The 17,077-nt window shown below is 63.7% G+C and carries 13 protein-coding genes and 1 pseudogene; 11 read left to right on the top strand and 3 right to left on the bottom strand.

Annotation, left to right across the window (positions count from 1 at the left end; genetic code table 11):
• Window positions 1–233: 233 nt before the first annotated feature.
• From pilM to C8C89_RS02355, 11 genes and pseudogenes are all read left to right on the top strand, one after another.
• On the top strand, window positions 234–866 hold the full coding sequence (gene pilM, locus C8C89_RS02405) for a pilus assembly protein PilM (RefSeq protein WP_166674658.1): 633 nt from the start codon (window positions 234–236) through the stop codon (window positions 864–866).
• A 65-nt stretch (window positions 867–931) separates the two neighbouring features.
• Window positions 932–1,435 carry a PilN domain-containing protein gene (locus C8C89_RS02400; protein ID WP_166674657.1) on the top strand — a complete coding sequence of 168 codons (504 nt, stop codon included), beginning with the start codon at window positions 932–934 and terminating at the stop codon, window positions 1,433–1,435.
• 12 nt (window positions 1,436–1,447) lie between these two features.
• On the top strand, window positions 1,448–2,485 hold the full coding sequence (locus tag C8C89_RS02395; protein ID WP_133988811.1) for a pilus assembly protein PilP: 1,038 nt from the start codon (window positions 1,448–1,450) through the stop codon (window positions 2,483–2,485).
• A gap of 92 nt (window positions 2,486–2,577) precedes the next feature.
• Window positions 2,578–3,909, top strand: a pseudogene (locus C8C89_RS02390) (type IV pilus secretin PilQ family protein); the annotation flags it as partial.
• A 46-nt stretch (window positions 3,910–3,955) separates the two neighbouring features.
• On the top strand, window positions 3,956–4,798 hold the full coding sequence (locus tag C8C89_RS02385; protein ID WP_133988809.1) for a hypothetical protein: 843 nt from the start codon (window positions 3,956–3,958) through the stop codon (window positions 4,796–4,798).
• Window positions 4,799–4,963: 165 nt separating this feature from the next.
• Complete coding sequence (locus C8C89_RS02380; RefSeq protein WP_133988808.1) at window positions 4,964–5,332, top strand: hypothetical protein; 369 nt, start codon at window positions 4,964–4,966, stop codon at window positions 5,330–5,332.
• A 66-nt stretch (window positions 5,333–5,398) separates the two neighbouring features.
• Window positions 5,399–7,066, top strand: a complete 1,668-nt coding sequence (gene aroKB / locus C8C89_RS02375) for a bifunctional shikimate kinase/3-dehydroquinate synthase AroKB (RefSeq protein ID WP_279587374.1) — start codon at window positions 5,399–5,401, stop codon at window positions 7,064–7,066.
• On the top strand, window positions 7,063–8,199 hold the full coding sequence (locus C8C89_RS02370; RefSeq protein WP_101483602.1) for a deoxyguanosinetriphosphate triphosphohydrolase: 1,137 nt from the start codon (window positions 7,063–7,065) through the stop codon (window positions 8,197–8,199). The genes aroKB and C8C89_RS02370 overlap by 4 nt, the downstream gene beginning before the upstream one ends.
• A gap of 228 nt (window positions 8,200–8,427) precedes the next feature.
• Window positions 8,428–9,138, top strand: coding sequence for a sulfate reduction electron transfer complex DsrMKJOP subunit DsrO (gene dsrO / locus C8C89_RS02365; RefSeq protein WP_071079747.1), 711 nt, complete (start codon window positions 8,428–8,430; stop codon window positions 9,136–9,138).
• Window positions 9,139–9,141: 3 nt separating this feature from the next.
• Window positions 9,142–10,254, top strand: coding sequence for an NrfD/PsrC family molybdoenzyme membrane anchor subunit (nrfD, locus tag C8C89_RS02360; RefSeq protein WP_133988807.1), 1,113 nt, complete (start codon window positions 9,142–9,144; stop codon window positions 10,252–10,254).
• A 7-nt stretch (window positions 10,255–10,261) separates the two neighbouring features.
• Window positions 10,262–13,486: a molybdopterin dinucleotide binding domain-containing protein gene (locus C8C89_RS02355; protein WP_243857875.1), complete on the top strand. Its 3,225-nt coding sequence runs from the start codon at window positions 10,262–10,264 to the stop codon at window positions 13,484–13,486.
• On the opposite strand, the gene C8C89_RS02350 is transcribed toward C8C89_RS02355, so the two are convergent.
• From C8C89_RS02350 to mutY, 3 genes are read right to left on the bottom strand one after another with little or no spacing between them, the layout of a single operon-like run.
• Window positions 13,483–14,097: a response regulator gene (locus C8C89_RS02350; RefSeq protein WP_101483605.1), complete on the bottom strand. Its 615-nt coding sequence runs from the start codon at window positions 14,095–14,097 to the stop codon at window positions 13,483–13,485. The genes C8C89_RS02355 and C8C89_RS02350 overlap by 4 nt on opposite strands.
• Window positions 14,094–15,896 (bottom strand): sensor histidine kinase, encoded by a 1,803-nt coding sequence (locus tag C8C89_RS02345; protein ID WP_166674656.1) that lies wholly within the window; start codon window positions 15,894–15,896, stop codon window positions 14,094–14,096. Before C8C89_RS02345 ends, C8C89_RS02350 begins: the two co-directional genes overlap by 4 nt.
• Entirely contained in the window at window positions 15,896–17,071 is a 1,176-nt protein-coding gene (gene mutY, locus C8C89_RS02340) for an A/G-specific adenine glycosylase (RefSeq protein WP_208327664.1), read from the bottom strand. Before mutY ends, C8C89_RS02345 begins: the two co-directional genes overlap by 1 nt.
• Window positions 17,072–17,077 lie beyond the last annotated feature (6 nt).

Raw genomic sequence — 17,077 nt, 5'->3', positions numbered from 1 at the left:
GTGGCGCTTGCCGGGGGAAGTGTCGACACTTGTCGATACTCTATATAAGCGTGTATTGGCCCGCTGGCAACCAGGATTTGGTAACAATTATTCTGCGCCAGATCATAGCCGGGCCAGATAGGCGCCGCGCGCCGCAGACACCAGCGTGAAATCCATTTACAAGCCAGCGCTGCCAGGACTAGGCTTTCGGATGGCAGGATCCCCTCCCACGCTGACGTTTCTCTATGAAAAACATGTCCATCCGCAGTTTTATTGGCATCGGTTTGCTGGGCGTCGACATGGCGGACGATGCCGTGCGCGTGGTCGAGTTAACACGCAGGCGGGGTAAATTGTCATGCGGGCATTGCGGCAGCGCCGCGCTGGCGGCAGGGGTGATGCTTGAGGGCAATGTCGAAGATGTGCAGGGCCTGGCCACCACCGTGCGTCTGGCTTGGCGCAACAGTGGCAGCGGCTGCACCCGCGTGGCGCTGGCCATGCCGGCCACGGCCTTGATCACGCATGTGATACGCCTGCAGGCGGGCTTGCCGGAGGAGCAGCTCGAAATCCTGGTGGAACTGGAGGCGGCGCAATACATGCCGTTTGCGCTGGAAGACGCCAGCCTGGATTTTTACCAGCTCGGGCCGGCGCCGCCGCTTGCCGGCCATACGGAGCGGGAGATCGAAGTGCTGCTGGTGGCTGCACGACGCGCCAGCGTGCAGCGCCGCCTCGATGCGGCTACGGCGGCCGGCTTGACGCCCGTCGTCATGGATAGCGAAGCGCTGGCGCGCCAGGCGGCCGTTGCACAAGGGGGATGGCAAGCTTTGCCGGACAGCGGCCTGGCATTTCAGCTGGCCTGGGGGCTGGCTTTGCACCGGTACGCCCGATGAAGGCCGTGGCGCAAGTGCCATGTATCAACCTTTTGCCGCATCGGCAGGCGACACGGCGCCGGCGTATGCAGGTGCTGCTGTGGCAGCTGGCCGGCGGGGCGCTGCTGGGATTGCTGCTGGCCCTGGCTGCAGGCGCCTGGCTGCAGCAGCGGCTCGACGCGCAGCTGCACCGTCAGGAGGGCTGGCGCAATGCCATGCAGCAAGTCAATGCCATCCTTGTCGCCGGCAAGCTGGTGCAGGGCGAGATGGCGGCGCTGTTGCTGCGCCAACAGGCCATTGCCAGTTTGCAGGAACAACGCAATGCCTGGGTGCGCATGCTGGACGTGCTGGCCCAGGCGATGCCGGCCGGCGTGGCCTTGCACAGTGTGCGCCAGGAAACGGCGATGGTGCGCTTGCAAGGGCGTGCAGTCTCGCAGGACAAGGTCGCGGCAATGCTGTTGGCGCTGGAACAGGCAGCGCCCTGGTCCCGCCCGGAATTGTTGGAAGTGCGGCTGGAAGTGCGCGGTGCGGCAGATGGTGCGGTGGAATGGACGATACGGCTGGCGTTGGCTAGCGCTGGGCAATCTTAGTCGTGGAGGTTGATGATGCTGAGCTTGAAGACCGCATCGCTGTGGCCGCTACCCGTGCGTCTCGCTTGCGCTGCCCTGTCTGGCATGCTGGTGGCCGCCCTGCTGCACGCCGCATGGCTGGATGACATGATGGCTGCCGTGCAGGCGGCGCAAAGGGAAGAAGGCCGCTTGCGCGCCGAGTATGTGTCGGCGCAGGCCCGGGCGAAGCACTTGCCGCAGTGGCGTGCGCAGCTGCGCCAGGCTGGCGCCGAGCTGGCCCTCCTGGAACAGCAGCTGCCCGACCAGCAAGCGATGGCGGTGCTGTTGACGGACATCAACGCCGCAGGCCAGTCGCGCGGTCTGCAATTTTCACTGTTCAAGCCGGGTGCGCGCCGGCCGCGAGCGCCATATGTCGCCTTGCCGATCACCATACAGTTGCGCGGCAGCTATCACGCCATGGGGGCGCTGCTGGCAGACCTGGCGCGTCTGCCGCGCATCGTCACGGTGCATGAGCTCGCCTTGACTCTCGGCAAGGATCGCTTGCTGACGCTCGATGCCGTACTGCAGGCGTATCGCTTGCCCGAAGCGGGAGAACGGGCGGCGCAAGCTGCCTTGTCGTCCAAGCCGGGCGGCTCCGCAGCCGCGCCTGCATGGCATCCGCTTGCCACGGTCGCGCCATATCCCTACGAGGCCGCCACCTTGGCCGACCCTTTTGGCGCATTGCCTACAGCGCCCGCGCCCGGCCAGCGGGGCAGCGTGGCGGGGCCCGACCCGCGCCGTGTGCGCGAACCGCTGGAAAGCGTGGCATTGCCGGCCATCAGCATGGTGGGCAGCGTGCAACAGGCCGGGCGCCTGAACGCGCTGCTGCTGGCGGGCCAGCGCGTGTACCGGGTGGCGGCAGGGCAGTATCTGGGGCCAGACCATGGCCTGGTCACGCAAATCAGCGAACAGGCGCTGCAGTACCGGGAGTTGCTGCAGGATGCGGGGGGCGGGTGGCGCGAACGGCATGGCAGCCTGTCCCTGCAAAAGCCGGGTGACGCCAAGGCCAGCGTACCGGAGGCCACGCCATGAAGCCGTTTATGTGGATGTGCTCGATGTGTTGGGCACTGCTGCATGGCGTCGTTCTGGCCGGGGACGAGGCGGTGGTGCTGGTGACTGCGCCGCGCCTGTATGCCGGCGAGAAAATCTCCGTCGATTTCCAGAACGTGGGTGTGCGCGCGGCCCTGCACATCCTGGCCGACGCGTCGGGGCAAAACATCATCGCCAGCGACAGCGTGACGGGCAACCTGACCCTGCGCCTGCGTGACTTGCCGTGGGACCAGGCGCTCGACGTACTGCTGCAGGCGAAGGGCCTGGACATGCGGCGCAATGGCAACGTGCTGTGGATCGCGCCGCGCGAGGAAATGCTGGCGCGCGAAAAACTGGAACTGGAGCAGCGCGCGCAGATCGCGGAACTCGAACCCTTGCAGTCGGCCATCTTCCCGCTCAATTACCAGAAAGCGGAAGCGTTCCGCACGGTGTTCGGCCTGGACGCGGGGGAAGGGCGCAGCCGGCTGTTGTCGCGCCGTGGCAGCGTGCTGATCGAGCCGCGCACGAATCAGCTGTTCGTGACCGACGTGCCGGCGCGCCTGGAGCAGATCCGTCAACTGATTGCCAAGACTGATATTGCTACGCGGCAAGTGATGATCGAGGCACGCATCGTCGAAGCGAACGACAGTTTCAGCCGCAACCTGGGCGCGCGCCTGGGTTTTACGGACCAGCGCCTGGCACAGGGCCAGCAGCCCGGTTTTTCTTTGGGCGGCAGTGGACGCCGCGCGGCCATCGGCGGCAGCTACCAGGGTGTGGGCGAGGCGACGGGGCAAACGGTGGCCGGCGCCGGCGCTTTTGTGCCGAACACGCAATTCGTCAACTTGCCGGCCGCCAGCATCAATGGCCTGCCGCCGGCCAGCTTCGCCCTGAGCCTGTTTTCGGCGGCCGCCAACCGCTTTTTGAACCTGGAACTGTCCGCGCTGGAAGCGGACGGCAGGGGCAAGATCATTTCCAGCCCCCGCGTGGTGACGGCCGACAAAGTGCTGGCGCTGATCGAACAGGGCATCGAATTGCCCTACCAGGTGGCCACCAGCAGCGGCGCCACGTCGATCACGTTCCGCAAGGCGAACCTGCGCCTGGAGGTAACGCCGCAGATCACGCCGGACGGCAACGTGGTGCTGGAAGTGGACGTCAACAAGGACAGTGTGGGCCAGGAAACCCGTTCCGGCTTCGCCATCGACACCAAGCACGTGCGCACGCAGGTGATGGTGGAAGACGGCGGCACGGTGGTGCTGGGCGGTATTTATCAGCAGTCCGAACGGGGCACGGACAGCAAGGTGCCGATTCTTGGCGACATCCCCGTGTTGGGTGTTTTTTTCCGCAGTACGGGCCGCAGTCAAGAAAAAACGGAACTCATGGTGTTTATTACGCCGAAAATAGTGGCAGATCGCCCAGCAACACGTTAATGTCACATCTTTACGTTTAAGTAACAATGCAAACGAAAGCGGACTGATGACGACTATGCGGAATTTTTCTTTAGGCAATACTTCTTGGAGTGCGGTATCGAATTGGCTGACCTTGCTGTTGCTGGGTGCCTCGCTGGCCGCGTGTGGCGGTGGTGGCGGCGATCCGACCATCGATGGTGGCATCAGCGGCGGCACGACGGGTCCCGTGGCCGCGAAAGTCAGCGTGACCTTGTATAACGCGGCAGGCCAGTTCAGCATTGCATTGAGCAATACGACGCCATTGACGGTCAAGGCTTCCGTCGTAGACGCGAATGGCGCGCCTGTGAGCAATGCACTGGTGACATTTTCCACCGATAAGTCGCTCGCGACGCTTTCTACGACGAATAGCACGACGCTCACCGACGCCAAGGGGGTCGCCAGCATTACTTTGGCAGCGTTAAATTCGACGGTCACGGGGGCTGGCAAGGTGACCGCTACAGTGGCGGCAGGCCCCGCCAGCGTAAGCGGTGAGGTGAATTACGAGATAAAGACGGCCCAGGCATCGAGTGCCCAGCTGGCGCTGTCCTTGTTGCGCGGAACCAACGCCAGTCATGCACTGTCGAGTGCTACGCCGCTGACGGCAAGGGCACTGCTCAGTGACCTGAGTGGCACACCGGTCTCGGGGGACCGGCTGGTATTCTCGACTGACCATACTCTTGCGGACATATCCTCGTTGACCGGGATCGCGTTGACGGATGCCGCTGGCCAGGTCCATATGACTTTGCGGCCTTTGAGCCTGTCAGAGAGTGGCGGCGCCACCTTGATTGTGACAGCAGCGGTCAGTGCCGCTATAGCCAGTAATCAAGGCAACTATTCTGGCGGCGCGACTGAACTTGCCTTGGCAATCTGAATTTGTTGCCCGCCAGCATACCTGCCTATGGCCCTTCCGTGATCTCTGTGAGTGTGCTCGCTGGCGGTGCCCTGTACACGGGCCAGAAAGGCAATGTGCGTTTCAGCTCCAGTTGTGAACGGCTGTTCTTGCACCAGTACGCCAGCCACGCCTGCGGCCACCATCATGGCCTTCCTGGGCGACCAGGCGGGCACCCCTGTTGCTGATGCTATGCCTGTCGTTTTCCAGAGCACCTTGGGCGCGGTCGGCTCCTGCGGCATGGGCGGCTGTACGACGACGAATGCACTCGATAGCGCTGTATCCGTATCACCAAGCCTCGTACAAAATGTTTTCCCGCCCAATGCACTCGGCGTAGCTGACCGGATGGGAAGCAACATTCAGGGTAACCAGGGAAGCTGGCATACCGTTACAATTAACAGCCTGACGCCAGCAAATTATGTGGTGGGAGTAGATAGTACGTTCTATGTGGCAAACACTACGCCGTGGGGCAATGTGACCAGTTACCCGTTTACGCTGAAGTTCTCTTGTTCTTGAGGCAAGGGAAAAACGGGCGGTGTTGAGTTTGAATGCGCGCCCGTTTATTTTCTGAATGATATAAAAGTGTCCGAAATTTCCAACAGCAATATTTTTCTTGTCGGCCTCATGGGCGCAGGCAAAACGACGATCGGGCGCATCCTGGCCCGCAAGCTGGGCTTGCGCTTTGTCGATTCCGACCATGAAATCGAGGCACGCACGGGAGCGACCATCCCGTGGATCTTTGAAATCGAGGGCGAGGCCAGCTTTCGCCGGCGCGAGGCCGAAGTCATCCGCGACCTGAGCGCCCAGGAAGGCATCGTCATGGCCACCGGCGGCGGCGCCATCCTCAACGCCGACAGCCGTGCCTACCTGAAGGAACGGGGCACGGTCGTGTACCTGCGCGCCAGCGTCAGCAACATCCTGGCGCGCACCAGCCACGACAAGAACCGCCCCCTGCTGCAGACGGCAGACCCGCGCCGCAAGCTGGAAGAATTGACATCACAGCGCGAGCCCCATTACATGGAAGTGGCCGACATTGTGATCGACACGGGCCGTCCTAACGTACAATCGATGGTTCAGACCATCCTGATGCAGCTGGCCAGCCTCGAATGCGAGGCGTCGCCCAACTGCGTCATTCATGCAGAGCCTTCGATGAACGAGCAATCCAAAATGTTGTTGAGCGTAGACCTCGACGAACGCAGTTATCCGATCGCCATCGGTCCCGGCCTGCTGGCCGACGCCGATGCGCTGCTGCGTCATATCAGCGGCCACAAGGTGGCCATTGTCACCAATACCACCGTCGCTCCCCTGTACCTTGGCCGTCTGCAGGCGGCACTGGCCAGCGATGGCCGCGAAGTGATCTGCATCGTCCTGCCGGACGGCGAAGAATATAAAAACTGGGCCAGCCTGATGCAGATCTTCGACGCGCTGCTGGCCAATAAATGCGACCGCAAGACCACACTGGTGGCGCTGGGTGGCGGCGTGATCGGCGACCTGACCGGCTATGCGGCCGCCAGCTACATGCGCGGCATCGGCTTCGTGCAAGTGCCGACCACCCTGCTGGCGCAGGTTGATTCCTCCGTCGGCGGCAAGACGGGCATCAACCACCCGCTGGGCAAGAACATGATCGGCGCCTTCTACCAGCCGCGCGCCGTGATCGCCGACACCTCGACCCTGGAAACCCTGCCGGCGCGTGAGCTGTCGGCGGGTCTGGCCGAAGTGATCAAGCATGGCGCCATCATCGATGCTGCCTTCTTCGACTGGATCGAGGCGAACATGGCCAAGCTGATGGCACGCGACAAGGGGGCTTTGGCGTATGCGATTGCCCGTTCGTGCGAAATCAAGGCTGACGTGGTGCGCCAGGACGAGCGCGAAGGCGGCTTGCGCGCCATCCTGAACTTCGGCCACACTTTCGGCCACGCCATCGAGGCGGGCCTGGGCTATGGCCACTGGCTGCATGGCGAAGCCGTCGGCTGCGGCATGGTGATGGCCGCCGACCTGTCCTGCCGCATGGGCTATATCGACCAGGTAGCCGTGGAGCGCGTGCGCAAGCTCGTCGCCGCCGCCGGCTTGCCCGTCAAGGCGCCTGACCTGGGTGTCGATCGCTGGCTGGAACTGATGGAAGTGGACAAGAAGAACGAGGGCGGCGCCATCAAGTTCATCCTGTTGAAACCTCTGGGTAGCCCGTGCATCACGTCCGCGCCGCATGAACTGGTGCTGGCCACCCTGGCCGCCGGAGTACAGCAAGCATGACCCCCGAAGACTTCCTCGCCCCGTATGCGGCCCATTCGGCACAGGGGCAGGGACGTCGCTTTGCCGAAGCGGCACACGCCTCGCGCAGCCAGTTCCAGCGCGACCGCGACCGCATCATCCATTCATCGGCCTTCCGCCGCCTCGAATACAAGACCCAGGTTTTCCTCAACCACGAGGGAGACCTGTTCCGCACGCGCCTGACGCACAGCCTGGAAGTGGCGCAAGTGGGCCGCTCCATCGCGCGCAACCTGCGCCTGAACGAAGACCTGGTCGAGGCGATCGCGCTCGCGCATGACCTGGGCCACACGCCGTTCGGCCACGTGGGCCAGGACGTGCTCAATGAGTGCATGCAGGCGCACGGCGGCTTCGAGCACAACTTGCAAAGCCTGCGCGTTGTCGATACCCTGGAAGAGCACTACGGCGCCTTCGATGGCTTGAATCTGATGTTCGAGACGCGCGAAGGTATTCTGAAACACTGCTCGCTGGCGCATGCGCGTGAACTGGGTCCCGTGGCCCAGCGTTTCATCGACCGCACGCAACCGACGCTGGAAGCGCAGCTGACCAACCTGGCCGATGAAATCGCCTACAACAGCCACGATATCGACGATGGCCTGCGCTCCGGCCTGATCACCATCGCCCAGCTGGAAGAGGTGGAATTTTTCGGCCGCCTGTGGCGCGACGTGCAGCAGGCGTTTCCCGGCCTGTCGGGCCGGCGCGCCATCTACGAGACCCTGCGCCGCCTGATCACGGCGCTGGCCGACGATTTGATCGTCACATCGAATGCCTTGATCCTTGACGCGGCACCGCGCGACGTCAGCGAAGTGCGCGCCTGTGCGCCGCTGATCCGTTTTTCGGATGCCATGCGCACGGACGCGACGGAGCTGAAACGCTTCTTGCGGGTGAATCTGTACCGCCACTACCAGGTCAACCGCATGCGCGTGAAAGCGAGCCGCATCGTGCGCGAACTGTATGACAGCTTCATGGCCGAACCGGCCCTGCTGCCGCCCGACTATCAACTCAAGGATGGCGACGTCACGCAGCAGGCGCGCAAGATCGCCGACTACATCGCGGGCATGACGGACCGCTATGCGATCCGCGAGCACCGCCGCCTGTATTCTCTGGATGAATTGTAGGTCGGGTTAGCCGGAACGGCGTAACCCGACACCACCTCCATCCCTGCCAACAAGGTTGTCGGATGACGCGCTTGCACGCTAATCCGACCTACTCCGCATTATCGATCCTGTCAATTGGCATGATCATCTAGGTCCCCACCCGATCACCCCAATACCCCCGCAGCACCTTCTTTTCTATCATGGCAGCAAGTCAACAAGGGCTTGCCGCCCATAGTCAAGGAGAGTGTCATGATTGAATCGCGCCGCAGTTTTTTGCGCGCCTTGCCAGCCGTCACCATCGGGGCGGCCATCGCGCCGCTGCCCGGCAAGGCTGCCACCAAGGGTGAAGGCGGTCAGCGCTGGGCGATGGTGGTCGATGTGCAGAAATGCATCGGCTGCCAGGCGTGCACGGTCTCCTGCATCATGGAAAACGCCGTGCCGGAAAACAGCTTCCGCACCGTCGTCTCGACCTATGAAGTCAAGGAAGAGAACCGCTGCGGCACCTACATGCTGCCGCGCCTGTGCAACCACTGCGCCAATCCTCCCTGCATTCCCGTCTGCCCCGTAGGCGCCACTTTCCAGCGCAAGGATGGCGTCGTCGTCGTCGATGGTGACCGCTGCGTGGGCTGCGCCTACTGCGTGCAAGCCTGCCCGTACGACGCGCGCTTCATCAATCACGAGACGGGCAAGGCCGACAAATGCACGTTCTGTGCGCACCGCGTGGACGAAGGCTTGCTGCCGGCCTGCGTGGAAACCTGCGTGGGTGGCGCGCGCATCTTCGGCGACCTGAATGATCCGGAAAGCATGGTGCACCAGCTGCTCACCGAGAACAAGGTGAAAGTGCTGAAACCCGAACAGGGTACCCAGCCCCACGTGTTCTATCTGGGATTGGACACGCGCTTCGCCGGCCACGTCGAGGGCGAAGCGACACTTTGGCAACCGAGCAAACACGGGAAATAAACCATGGACAGCCACATCACCGAAATTCTCAACGTCACGCGCGAAGCGGCATGGCTGCCGTGGGCGGTGCAGTATTTTTTCCTTATCGGCCTCAGTTACGGCAGCTTCATGCTGACCCTGCCGTACTTCGTCTTCGGCCGCAAGGCGTATGAACGCTTGGGGCGCATCGCGCTGCTGGCATCCCTCGTCTGCGGCATGACGGCGCCCGTGGCGCTGCTGGCCGACCTGCACGGGCCGGGCCGCTTCTATCACTTCTATATTTACTTCCAGCCGCAGTCGTGGATGTCGTGGGGCTCGTTCTTCATTCCCCTCTACCTGGGCTGTCTGATGCTGTATGCATGGCTGGCGCTGCGCGTGGACTTCGCCACGCGGGGACAGGGCCAGGACCGTTTGGCCTTCCTGTACCGCCTTGCCGGGCGCGGTGGCGCCGCTTCGCGCAAAGCCATCCGTATCGCCGCCGCCTTCACCTTGCTCGCCGCCTTTGTCGTGGGTCTGTACACGGGCATGGAAGTGATGGTGGTGCGCGCCCGTCCCCTGTGGTTCACGCCCTTCCTGCCGGCGCAATTCGCCGCCACAGCCTTTGTGGGGGCCGTTGGCCTGGCGCTGCTGTTCAACCGCTTCCTGCCGGGCCGCGACAAGGCACTGGAAGTGTCGCTGAACCGCGCGCTGGCCCTGTCGCTGGCGCTGGTGCTGGCGCTGGGCGGCGGCTGGCTGTTCGTCAGCCTGTCCGGCGTGAGTGCCAGCCACAGCATGGCGTTTACCCAGGTGGCCGGCATGCCGCAATGGCAGTTCACGGCTGTCTGGGCCGTGCTGTCGTCCATCGTGCCGATGGCACTGGCCATCTGGCGCCCGGCCACGAGTGGCCTGGTCAATGGCCTGATCGCGCTGCATAGCGCCTGGATGATGCGCTGGACCATTTTCATCGGCGGCCAGACGATCCCGAAAACGGGCGCGGGCCTGTACGACTACCACCTGCCGATGGGGAACGACGGCTTGCTGGGGATCATCGGCACGGCCGGCCTGTGGATCGCGCTGCTGTTGCTGATGCTGGAATTTTTGCCATGGGCGGGACGCGCGATCGCTACCCGTAGCCGTCCTGCCATGGCCACGCACTGAGGAGTTAATGATGAACGATCAAGTACATAACAACGCAAACAACGGCGCCCCTGAAGACGAAAACGAAAAGCGCCGCAAGCTGCTGCGCTACGGCGCCATCGGCGGCGGCCTGGCCGCCTTTGCCGCCAGCTTTTCCACCACGGCAGGCCGCATGGTCGACCACGCGCTGGGCAAGGACAAGCCGGTGCAGAAACTGCACGGCAATTCCCTGCAACCCGAGTTTTCCGTCGATACCGCCACGGGGAAATTGACGCTCAATCCCGACCAGCAGGTCAGCTACACCATGTGCATGGGCTGCACCACGTTTTGCGGCGTGCGCGTGCGCCTCGACAAGAAAAGCGGCAAGGTGCTGCGCGTGGCGGGCAATCCCTACAGTCCCATGTCGGCCGACCCGGCGCTGCCATATCAAACCTCGATCCGCGACAGCTTTGTATCGCTTTCGCGTTTCCAGGAAAAGGGCCTGAAAGGCCGCTCGACCGCTTGTGGCCGGGGCAACGGCGTGCTGGAACAGATGGAGTCGCCGTTTCGCGTGCTGGCGCCCATGAAGCGCGTGGGACCGCGTGGCGGCGGCCAGTGGGAGCCGATCGCCTTCGATCAGCTGGTGAAGGAAGTGACGGAAGGCGGCGATCTGTTTGGCGAAGGTCACGTGCAGGGCTTGCGCGCCTTGCGCGAGCTGGAAAAACCCATCGATCCGGCGCAGCCGGAACTGGGCCCGCAAGTCAACCAGGTGGGCCTGATGTGCAGCACGGACGATGGCCGCCTGGCGTTTGGCACGCGCTTTTTCAAGCAGTCGTACGGCAGTCTGAACTTGGTCAACCATGGCTCGTATTGTGGCGGCGCTTACCGCAGCGGCTCCGGCGCCATGTTCGGCGACATGAAGAAAATGCCGCATGCGAAAGTGGACCTGGAAAACACGGAGTTCTGCATTTTTGTCGGCACGGCGCCGGGCAATGCGGGCAATCCATTCAAGCGCCAGGGCACGCTCATAGCGAAAGCCCGCTCGGGCAAACGTGATTTCAGCTATGTCGTCGTCGATCCGGTGCTGACGAATGCGGACAGCCTGGCAGCGGGCGACCGCAGCCGCTGGGTACCGATCAAGCCGGGTACGGATGGCGCGCTGGCCATGGCGATGATCCGCTGGATCATCGAGCAGGAGCGCTATGACCGTCATTTCCTCGCGCAGCCCAACCTGAAGGTGGCGGAAGCGGCGGGCGAGGCCGCCTGGTGCAATGCCACGCATTTGATCATCAACGAGAAAGGCCATCCGCGCGATGGACGCTACCTGCGCGCGTCCGACATCGGCGCGGTGGAGCTGGCGGAAGAGGAGCGCTACAAGGATGGCGACGCATTTTGCGTGATCGACGCTGCCACGCAAGCCATCTTGCCGCACAACGCCGCCAAGGGCGAGGGTCGCTTGTTCTTCGATGGTCCGCTGGAAGTGGCAGGCGCGCCGCTGCACCTGAAGACGGCAATGACGATGCTGAACGAGGAAGCGCAGCGCCACAGCATGGATGAATACGCAGCCGCCTGCGGCATCTCGCGCGACATCATCGAAGGGCTGGCGCAGGAACTCACCAGCCATGGCAAGCGCGCAGCCGTCAATGCGCATGGCGGCATGATGTCGGGCGCCGGTTTCTACAACGCGTATGCGCTGGTCATGCTCAATACCCTGATCGGCAATTTGAACCGCAAGGGCGGCACCCTGGTCAATGGCGGCAGCTTCAAGGATGCGGGCCCCGGTCCGCGCTATAACCTGGAGAGTTTCGACGGCGAGATCAAGGCGGCGGGCATGCCGATCGGGCGTAATGTGCCATATGAAAAAACCTCGGAATTCAAGCTGAAGAAGGAAGCCGGCAAGGCGTATCCGGCCAGGGCGCCGTGGTATCCGAACGCGCCGGCACTGGCGACCGAATGGCTCACCAGTGCCATGAATGGCTACCCGTACACCTTGAAGGCGCTGATACTGTGGAGCTGCAATCCTGTCTACGGCATCACGGGCTTGCGCGCGCAGATCGGCAAGGAGCTGGCCGATCCGAAGAAGATTCCGCTGATCGTCGCCATCGATCCCTTCATCAACGAAAGCTCGGCGTTTGCCGATTACCTGTTGCCCGATACCTTGCTGTATGAAAGCTGGGGCTGGGCCGGCGCCTGGGGCGGCATGCCCGTCAAAATGAGCACGGCGCGCTGGCCCGTGGTCGAACCGCGCGTGCAGAAAACGCCGGACGGCCAGACCATCTGCATGGAGTCGTTCTTCATTGCGCTGGCCAAAACGATGGCCTTGCCCGGCTTCGGCCCCGAGGCCTTGCAAGACATGGATGGCCAGCGCTTCCCCCTGCAGCGCGCGGAAGACTGGTATCTGCGCGGCGGTGCCAACATCGCCTGGCAGGGCAAGACAGCTGTGCCAGAGGCGAGCGACGACGATATCGAATTGTCCGGCGTGGCACGCATCCGCTCCGAACTTGAGCGCACACTGAAACCGGAAGAGTGGCGCAAGGTGGCCTTCATGCTGGCGCGGGGAGGACGCTACCAGAGCTATGGCGAGATGTTCGGCCTGCGCCTGCCGCCACCGGCGAATGCCAAGGCGCCCGTGGTTCCCGCTCCGCTGGTCGACGAGACGCCGTATCCGCAGGACTGGTCCACGCACCGCTATCTGAAGCCCATGATGCTGTACAACGAGGGCCTGGGCGTGAGCAAGAACAGCTTGAGCGGCAAACGCTTCTCCGGTACACCTGCCTGGAGAGTGGCGGCGTTTGCCGACGGCACGCCCGTGCGCAAGGCCTACCCGGCCAGCGAGTGGCCATTCGAGTTGATCAGTTTTAAATCAGCGCTGCAGAACTCCTACAGCATCGGCGCGCGGCGCTTGCGCGGCATCCATCCTGACAACCCGGTTGCCGTGCATCCCGACGATGCGGCCCGTTTGAAACTGGAAAATGGCGATGAAATTTACCTGGAAACGCCGGGCGGCAGGGCCAGGGCCACGGTGATGCTGCGCCATGGCGTGCAGCAGGGCGTGATCGCCGTCGAACACGGTTTCGGCCACAAGGAGCATGGCGCGCGGGCTCACCGCATCGGCAAGTCGCGCCAGCCAGACGAGCCGGCCATCGGCGCGGGCATCAACCTGAACGACCTGGGGTTGACGGACCCGAGCCGCGGCGACAAGAACGTGTTTGTCGATCCCGTCTCGGGCACGTCAGTGCGGCAGGGTCTTCCTGCGCGTATCGTGCGGGCTTAGATTTGCCCACCTGCCATCAGCAGCCGGGCTACCTCGGCTGCTGAATGCAGGCCCAGTTTTTCCATCGTGTTATGGCGGTGCACCTGCACCGTCTTGTCGCTGATGCCCAGCTCGCGGGCGATGACTTTCGAGGCTTTGCCTTCGGCCATCAGCAGCGCCACTTCGCGCTCGCGCGCGGTGAGCCTGGCCAGCGCCGTTTGCGCCGTATTCGCGCTGGCGGCGCTGCGGCTTTCTTCCACGCTGCGGGCCACGGCGCGCGAGACGGCGTCCAGCAGCACCTGGTCCTTGCACGGTTTTTCCAAGAAATCGCAGGCGCCGGCCTTCATCGTCTGCACGGCCATGGCCAGATCGCCGTGGCCACTGAGGAAAATCACGGGCAGCGAGATCGCATGGCGCGCCAGTTCCTGTTGCAGTTCCAGCCCGCTCATCAGGGGCATGCGCACGTCGAGCAGCAAACAGCCCGGCGCATGGCCATCATAGCGTTGAAGGAAATCGCGTGCCGATTCGAATGCCTCCACTTTCCAGCCGGCTGAATCGAACAGATAGGCCAGCGAGCGGCGCATGGCGGCGTCGTCGTCGACGACAAAAAGGATGGCATCGCTTTCATTCATGGTGTTTCCTTGTTTGCTTCCATGCCAGTATCTTCAGGCAGGCGGAACCAGACCGTCAAGCCCGGCGCATCGGCATTGGCGTGCGCCGACAGGCTGCCGCCGAACGATTCGATGATGCTTTTGCTGAGCGACATGCCCAGGCCCAGGCCTTCGGTCTTGGTCGTGAAAAAAGGCTCAAACAGGCGCGCCATCTGTGCCGCTTCCAGGCCGCAGCCGGCGTCGCGAACGGCCACCGTGCAGGCGCCGTTTTCCCGGTGCAGCAGCACGCCGATGGCGTGCCCGGGATTGTCGTTCTCCACCTGCGCATCGAGCGCATTCTTGAGCAAATTCAGGAGCACCTGCTGTACTTGCTGCGGGTCGGCCAGCACGCGAGGGTCAGGACTGGCAGCGTCGTGGCGCCAGCTGATATTGGCTTGCGGATGGGCCGCGCAAAACAGGGCGACGGCTTGCTCCACGGCGAGGGCCAGGGCGAAGGGGGTGCTGTGCGCGGGCCGCTTTTGCGCCATCGCGCGAATGTGACGGATGATGGCGCCCGCGCGTTCGCTTTGCGTGGCGATTTCCTGCGCGCCGTCGAGCAGGGGCGCCGCGTCCAGCCGACCCGCCGCGATGCGGCGCGCCATGCCGCGCGCGAAATTGCCGATGGCCGCCAGCGGCTGGTTTAATTCGTGCGCAATGGCGCTGGCCATCTCGCCCAGGATGGCCAGGCGCGCCGTGTGGTCGAGCGTGGCCTGGCGCTGGCGTGCCTGCTCCTCCAGTGCGCGCTGCTGGTGCTGGGCGGCACGTAATTGCTCCGTGCGCCGGCTGACCAGGTATTCCACGCGCACCGTGTGCACGGCCCAGGCCACCAGCAAGGCCAGCACCAGCAGCATCCAGCCCCAGTAGCGGCGCAGCGCCGTCTCGAATGTCAACTTGTTCAGGTAGGCGTAGGGGCCGATGCGCAATTCACGGAACAGCTCATCGACGATCTGGTAATCGCTTGGCACCGTCCAGCTGTAGCCCTCACTGGTGCGCGGCATGGCCAGCAAGGCCAGCGCCACTTTTTTCGCCAGCGCCGGCGGCGTCTGGCGCAGGGCCACGAAGGGCCAGTCCGGATACAGCCGCGACGAGCTGGCGCAGCGAAAACCGGGAATCGGACGCGTAGTGATCACGCGCAGTTCGTCAGCCTGCACTTCCCCGCGCGTCACCATCTGTTCCAGCAGGCAGGTGCGCACGATGCCGGCATCCATGCGTCCGGAGCGCACGGCTTCGACGATCTGCTGCGACGGGAAACCGCTGTAGCGCAGGCTGGAAAAATCGTGCGCGGGATCGATACCCGCTTCCAGCAGCTCGCGTGCGGCGATCTGGTAACCGCCAAACGCATCGGGCGCCACCGCCATCACGTTCTTGCCCGCCAGGTCGGCCAGGTCGTGCAGCGGCGACGCATTGCGCACGACGATGGCCGAGCCGATGGCCTGGCGTGGCGAGTCGGTCCATGGCGATTCGAGCGTGGCGATGCGACTCGCGCCATCGCTGTGTTCCAGTGCCACGTAATGACCGCTGCTGGTGATGGCAAAGGCGATCGATTGCGACTGCACGGCGCGCGTCAGGCCCGCCTGGTCATAGTCGGCCAGTACAAAACGGATGCCGGGGACGCTGGCTTGCAGGTGGCGCGTCACGTACGACCAGTCCTGCTGCACGGCGTCGCTGCCCTTGTAGGCCAGCACGCCAATTCTCACCTCAGGTACTTCGGAACGCTCGTCCGCCGCTTGCGCGCCGTGCAGGCACAGCGCCGCCAGTGTCAATGCGACTAGCCTGCGCACTAGAACATGCTGCGCTGTGCTGCGCGCGCATCGCCGAACAGTTCCAGCAACAGTTTCTTGATGGGGGCGGGCAGCGGCGCGTTTGCAATTTTCGCGCTGTCGTACCAGACGTGGGTCGCTTCCCCGGCCAGTGCCAGGCGGCGCGCCAGGGTGATGCGGCAGGGGACGATGTGCAATTTGTAGTGGGTAAATACATGCACGATGGGCAGCAGCCGTTCCTGCGCCTCGATCTCGCCGAATGGCGCCACGGCGCATGCCAGCGCATGCTGGTCTATCTCTCGCGGTGAGTCTTCATCTGCCAGCACGTGGCCATCGAGTTCGGGCAGCGACAGCAAGCCGCCCCAGATGCCCGAGCCGGGACGCTGTTCCAGCAGCACCTGGCCATCGTCGATGATGAGCAGCATGACGGCGTGCTTTTCCGGGCTGGTTTTTTTCGGTTTGCGTACCGGCAGATCCTTGGTGCGGCCGGTGGCGTAAGCCACGCAGCGCGGCTGCAGCGGGCAGCGGCTGCAATCGGGACTGCTGCGCGTGCACAGGGTGGCGCCGAAGTCCATCAAGCCTTGCGTGTAGGCTTCGATGCCCGTTTCCGGCAGCAGCGCTTCTGCGCGGCGCCACATGGCTTCCTCGACCCGTTTTTCACCGGGATAGGCATCGATGCCGAAGGTGCGCGCGAAGACGCGCTTGACGTTGCCATCCATGATGGCTGCGCGCGTGCCGCTGGAAAACGCGGAGATGGCGGCGGCCGTCGAGCGGCCGATGCCGGGCAGGTCGGCCAGGAGGACCGGGTCGCTGGGGAAGATGCCGCCGTATTCGGCGACCACGCGCTGCGCGCATTTGTGCAAGTTGCGCGCCCGCGTGTAGTAACCGAGACCGCTCCATTGCGCCATCACGTCTTCCACCGGTGCTTCCGCCAAATCGCGCAGGGTGGGGAAGCGTTCGAGGAAGCGCGCGTAGTAGCCCAGCACGGCCGTCACCTGCGTTTGCTGCAGCATGATTTCGGACAGCCAGATCAGGTAGGCGTCGCGCGTGTTTTGCCATGGCAGCGCGTGGCGGCCATGCTGCTTTTGCCAGGCGATGACGGTGGCGGAAAAAGTTGGGTCGACATAATTTTCAAGCGCGTTCTCAAACTGAGCTGCGCCCTGGGCGGGCGAGAGCGGATGCAGCAGACGTTTCATGCAGGG

Source organism: Janthinobacterium sp. 75 (assembly GCF_004365495.1).
In the GTDB taxonomy this organism is placed as follows: Bacteria; Pseudomonadota; Gammaproteobacteria; order Burkholderiales; family Burkholderiaceae_D; genus Janthinobacterium.
Note: the sequence above shows the minus strand (reverse complement) of the source record. Positions and strands in the feature narration are given on the sequence as shown.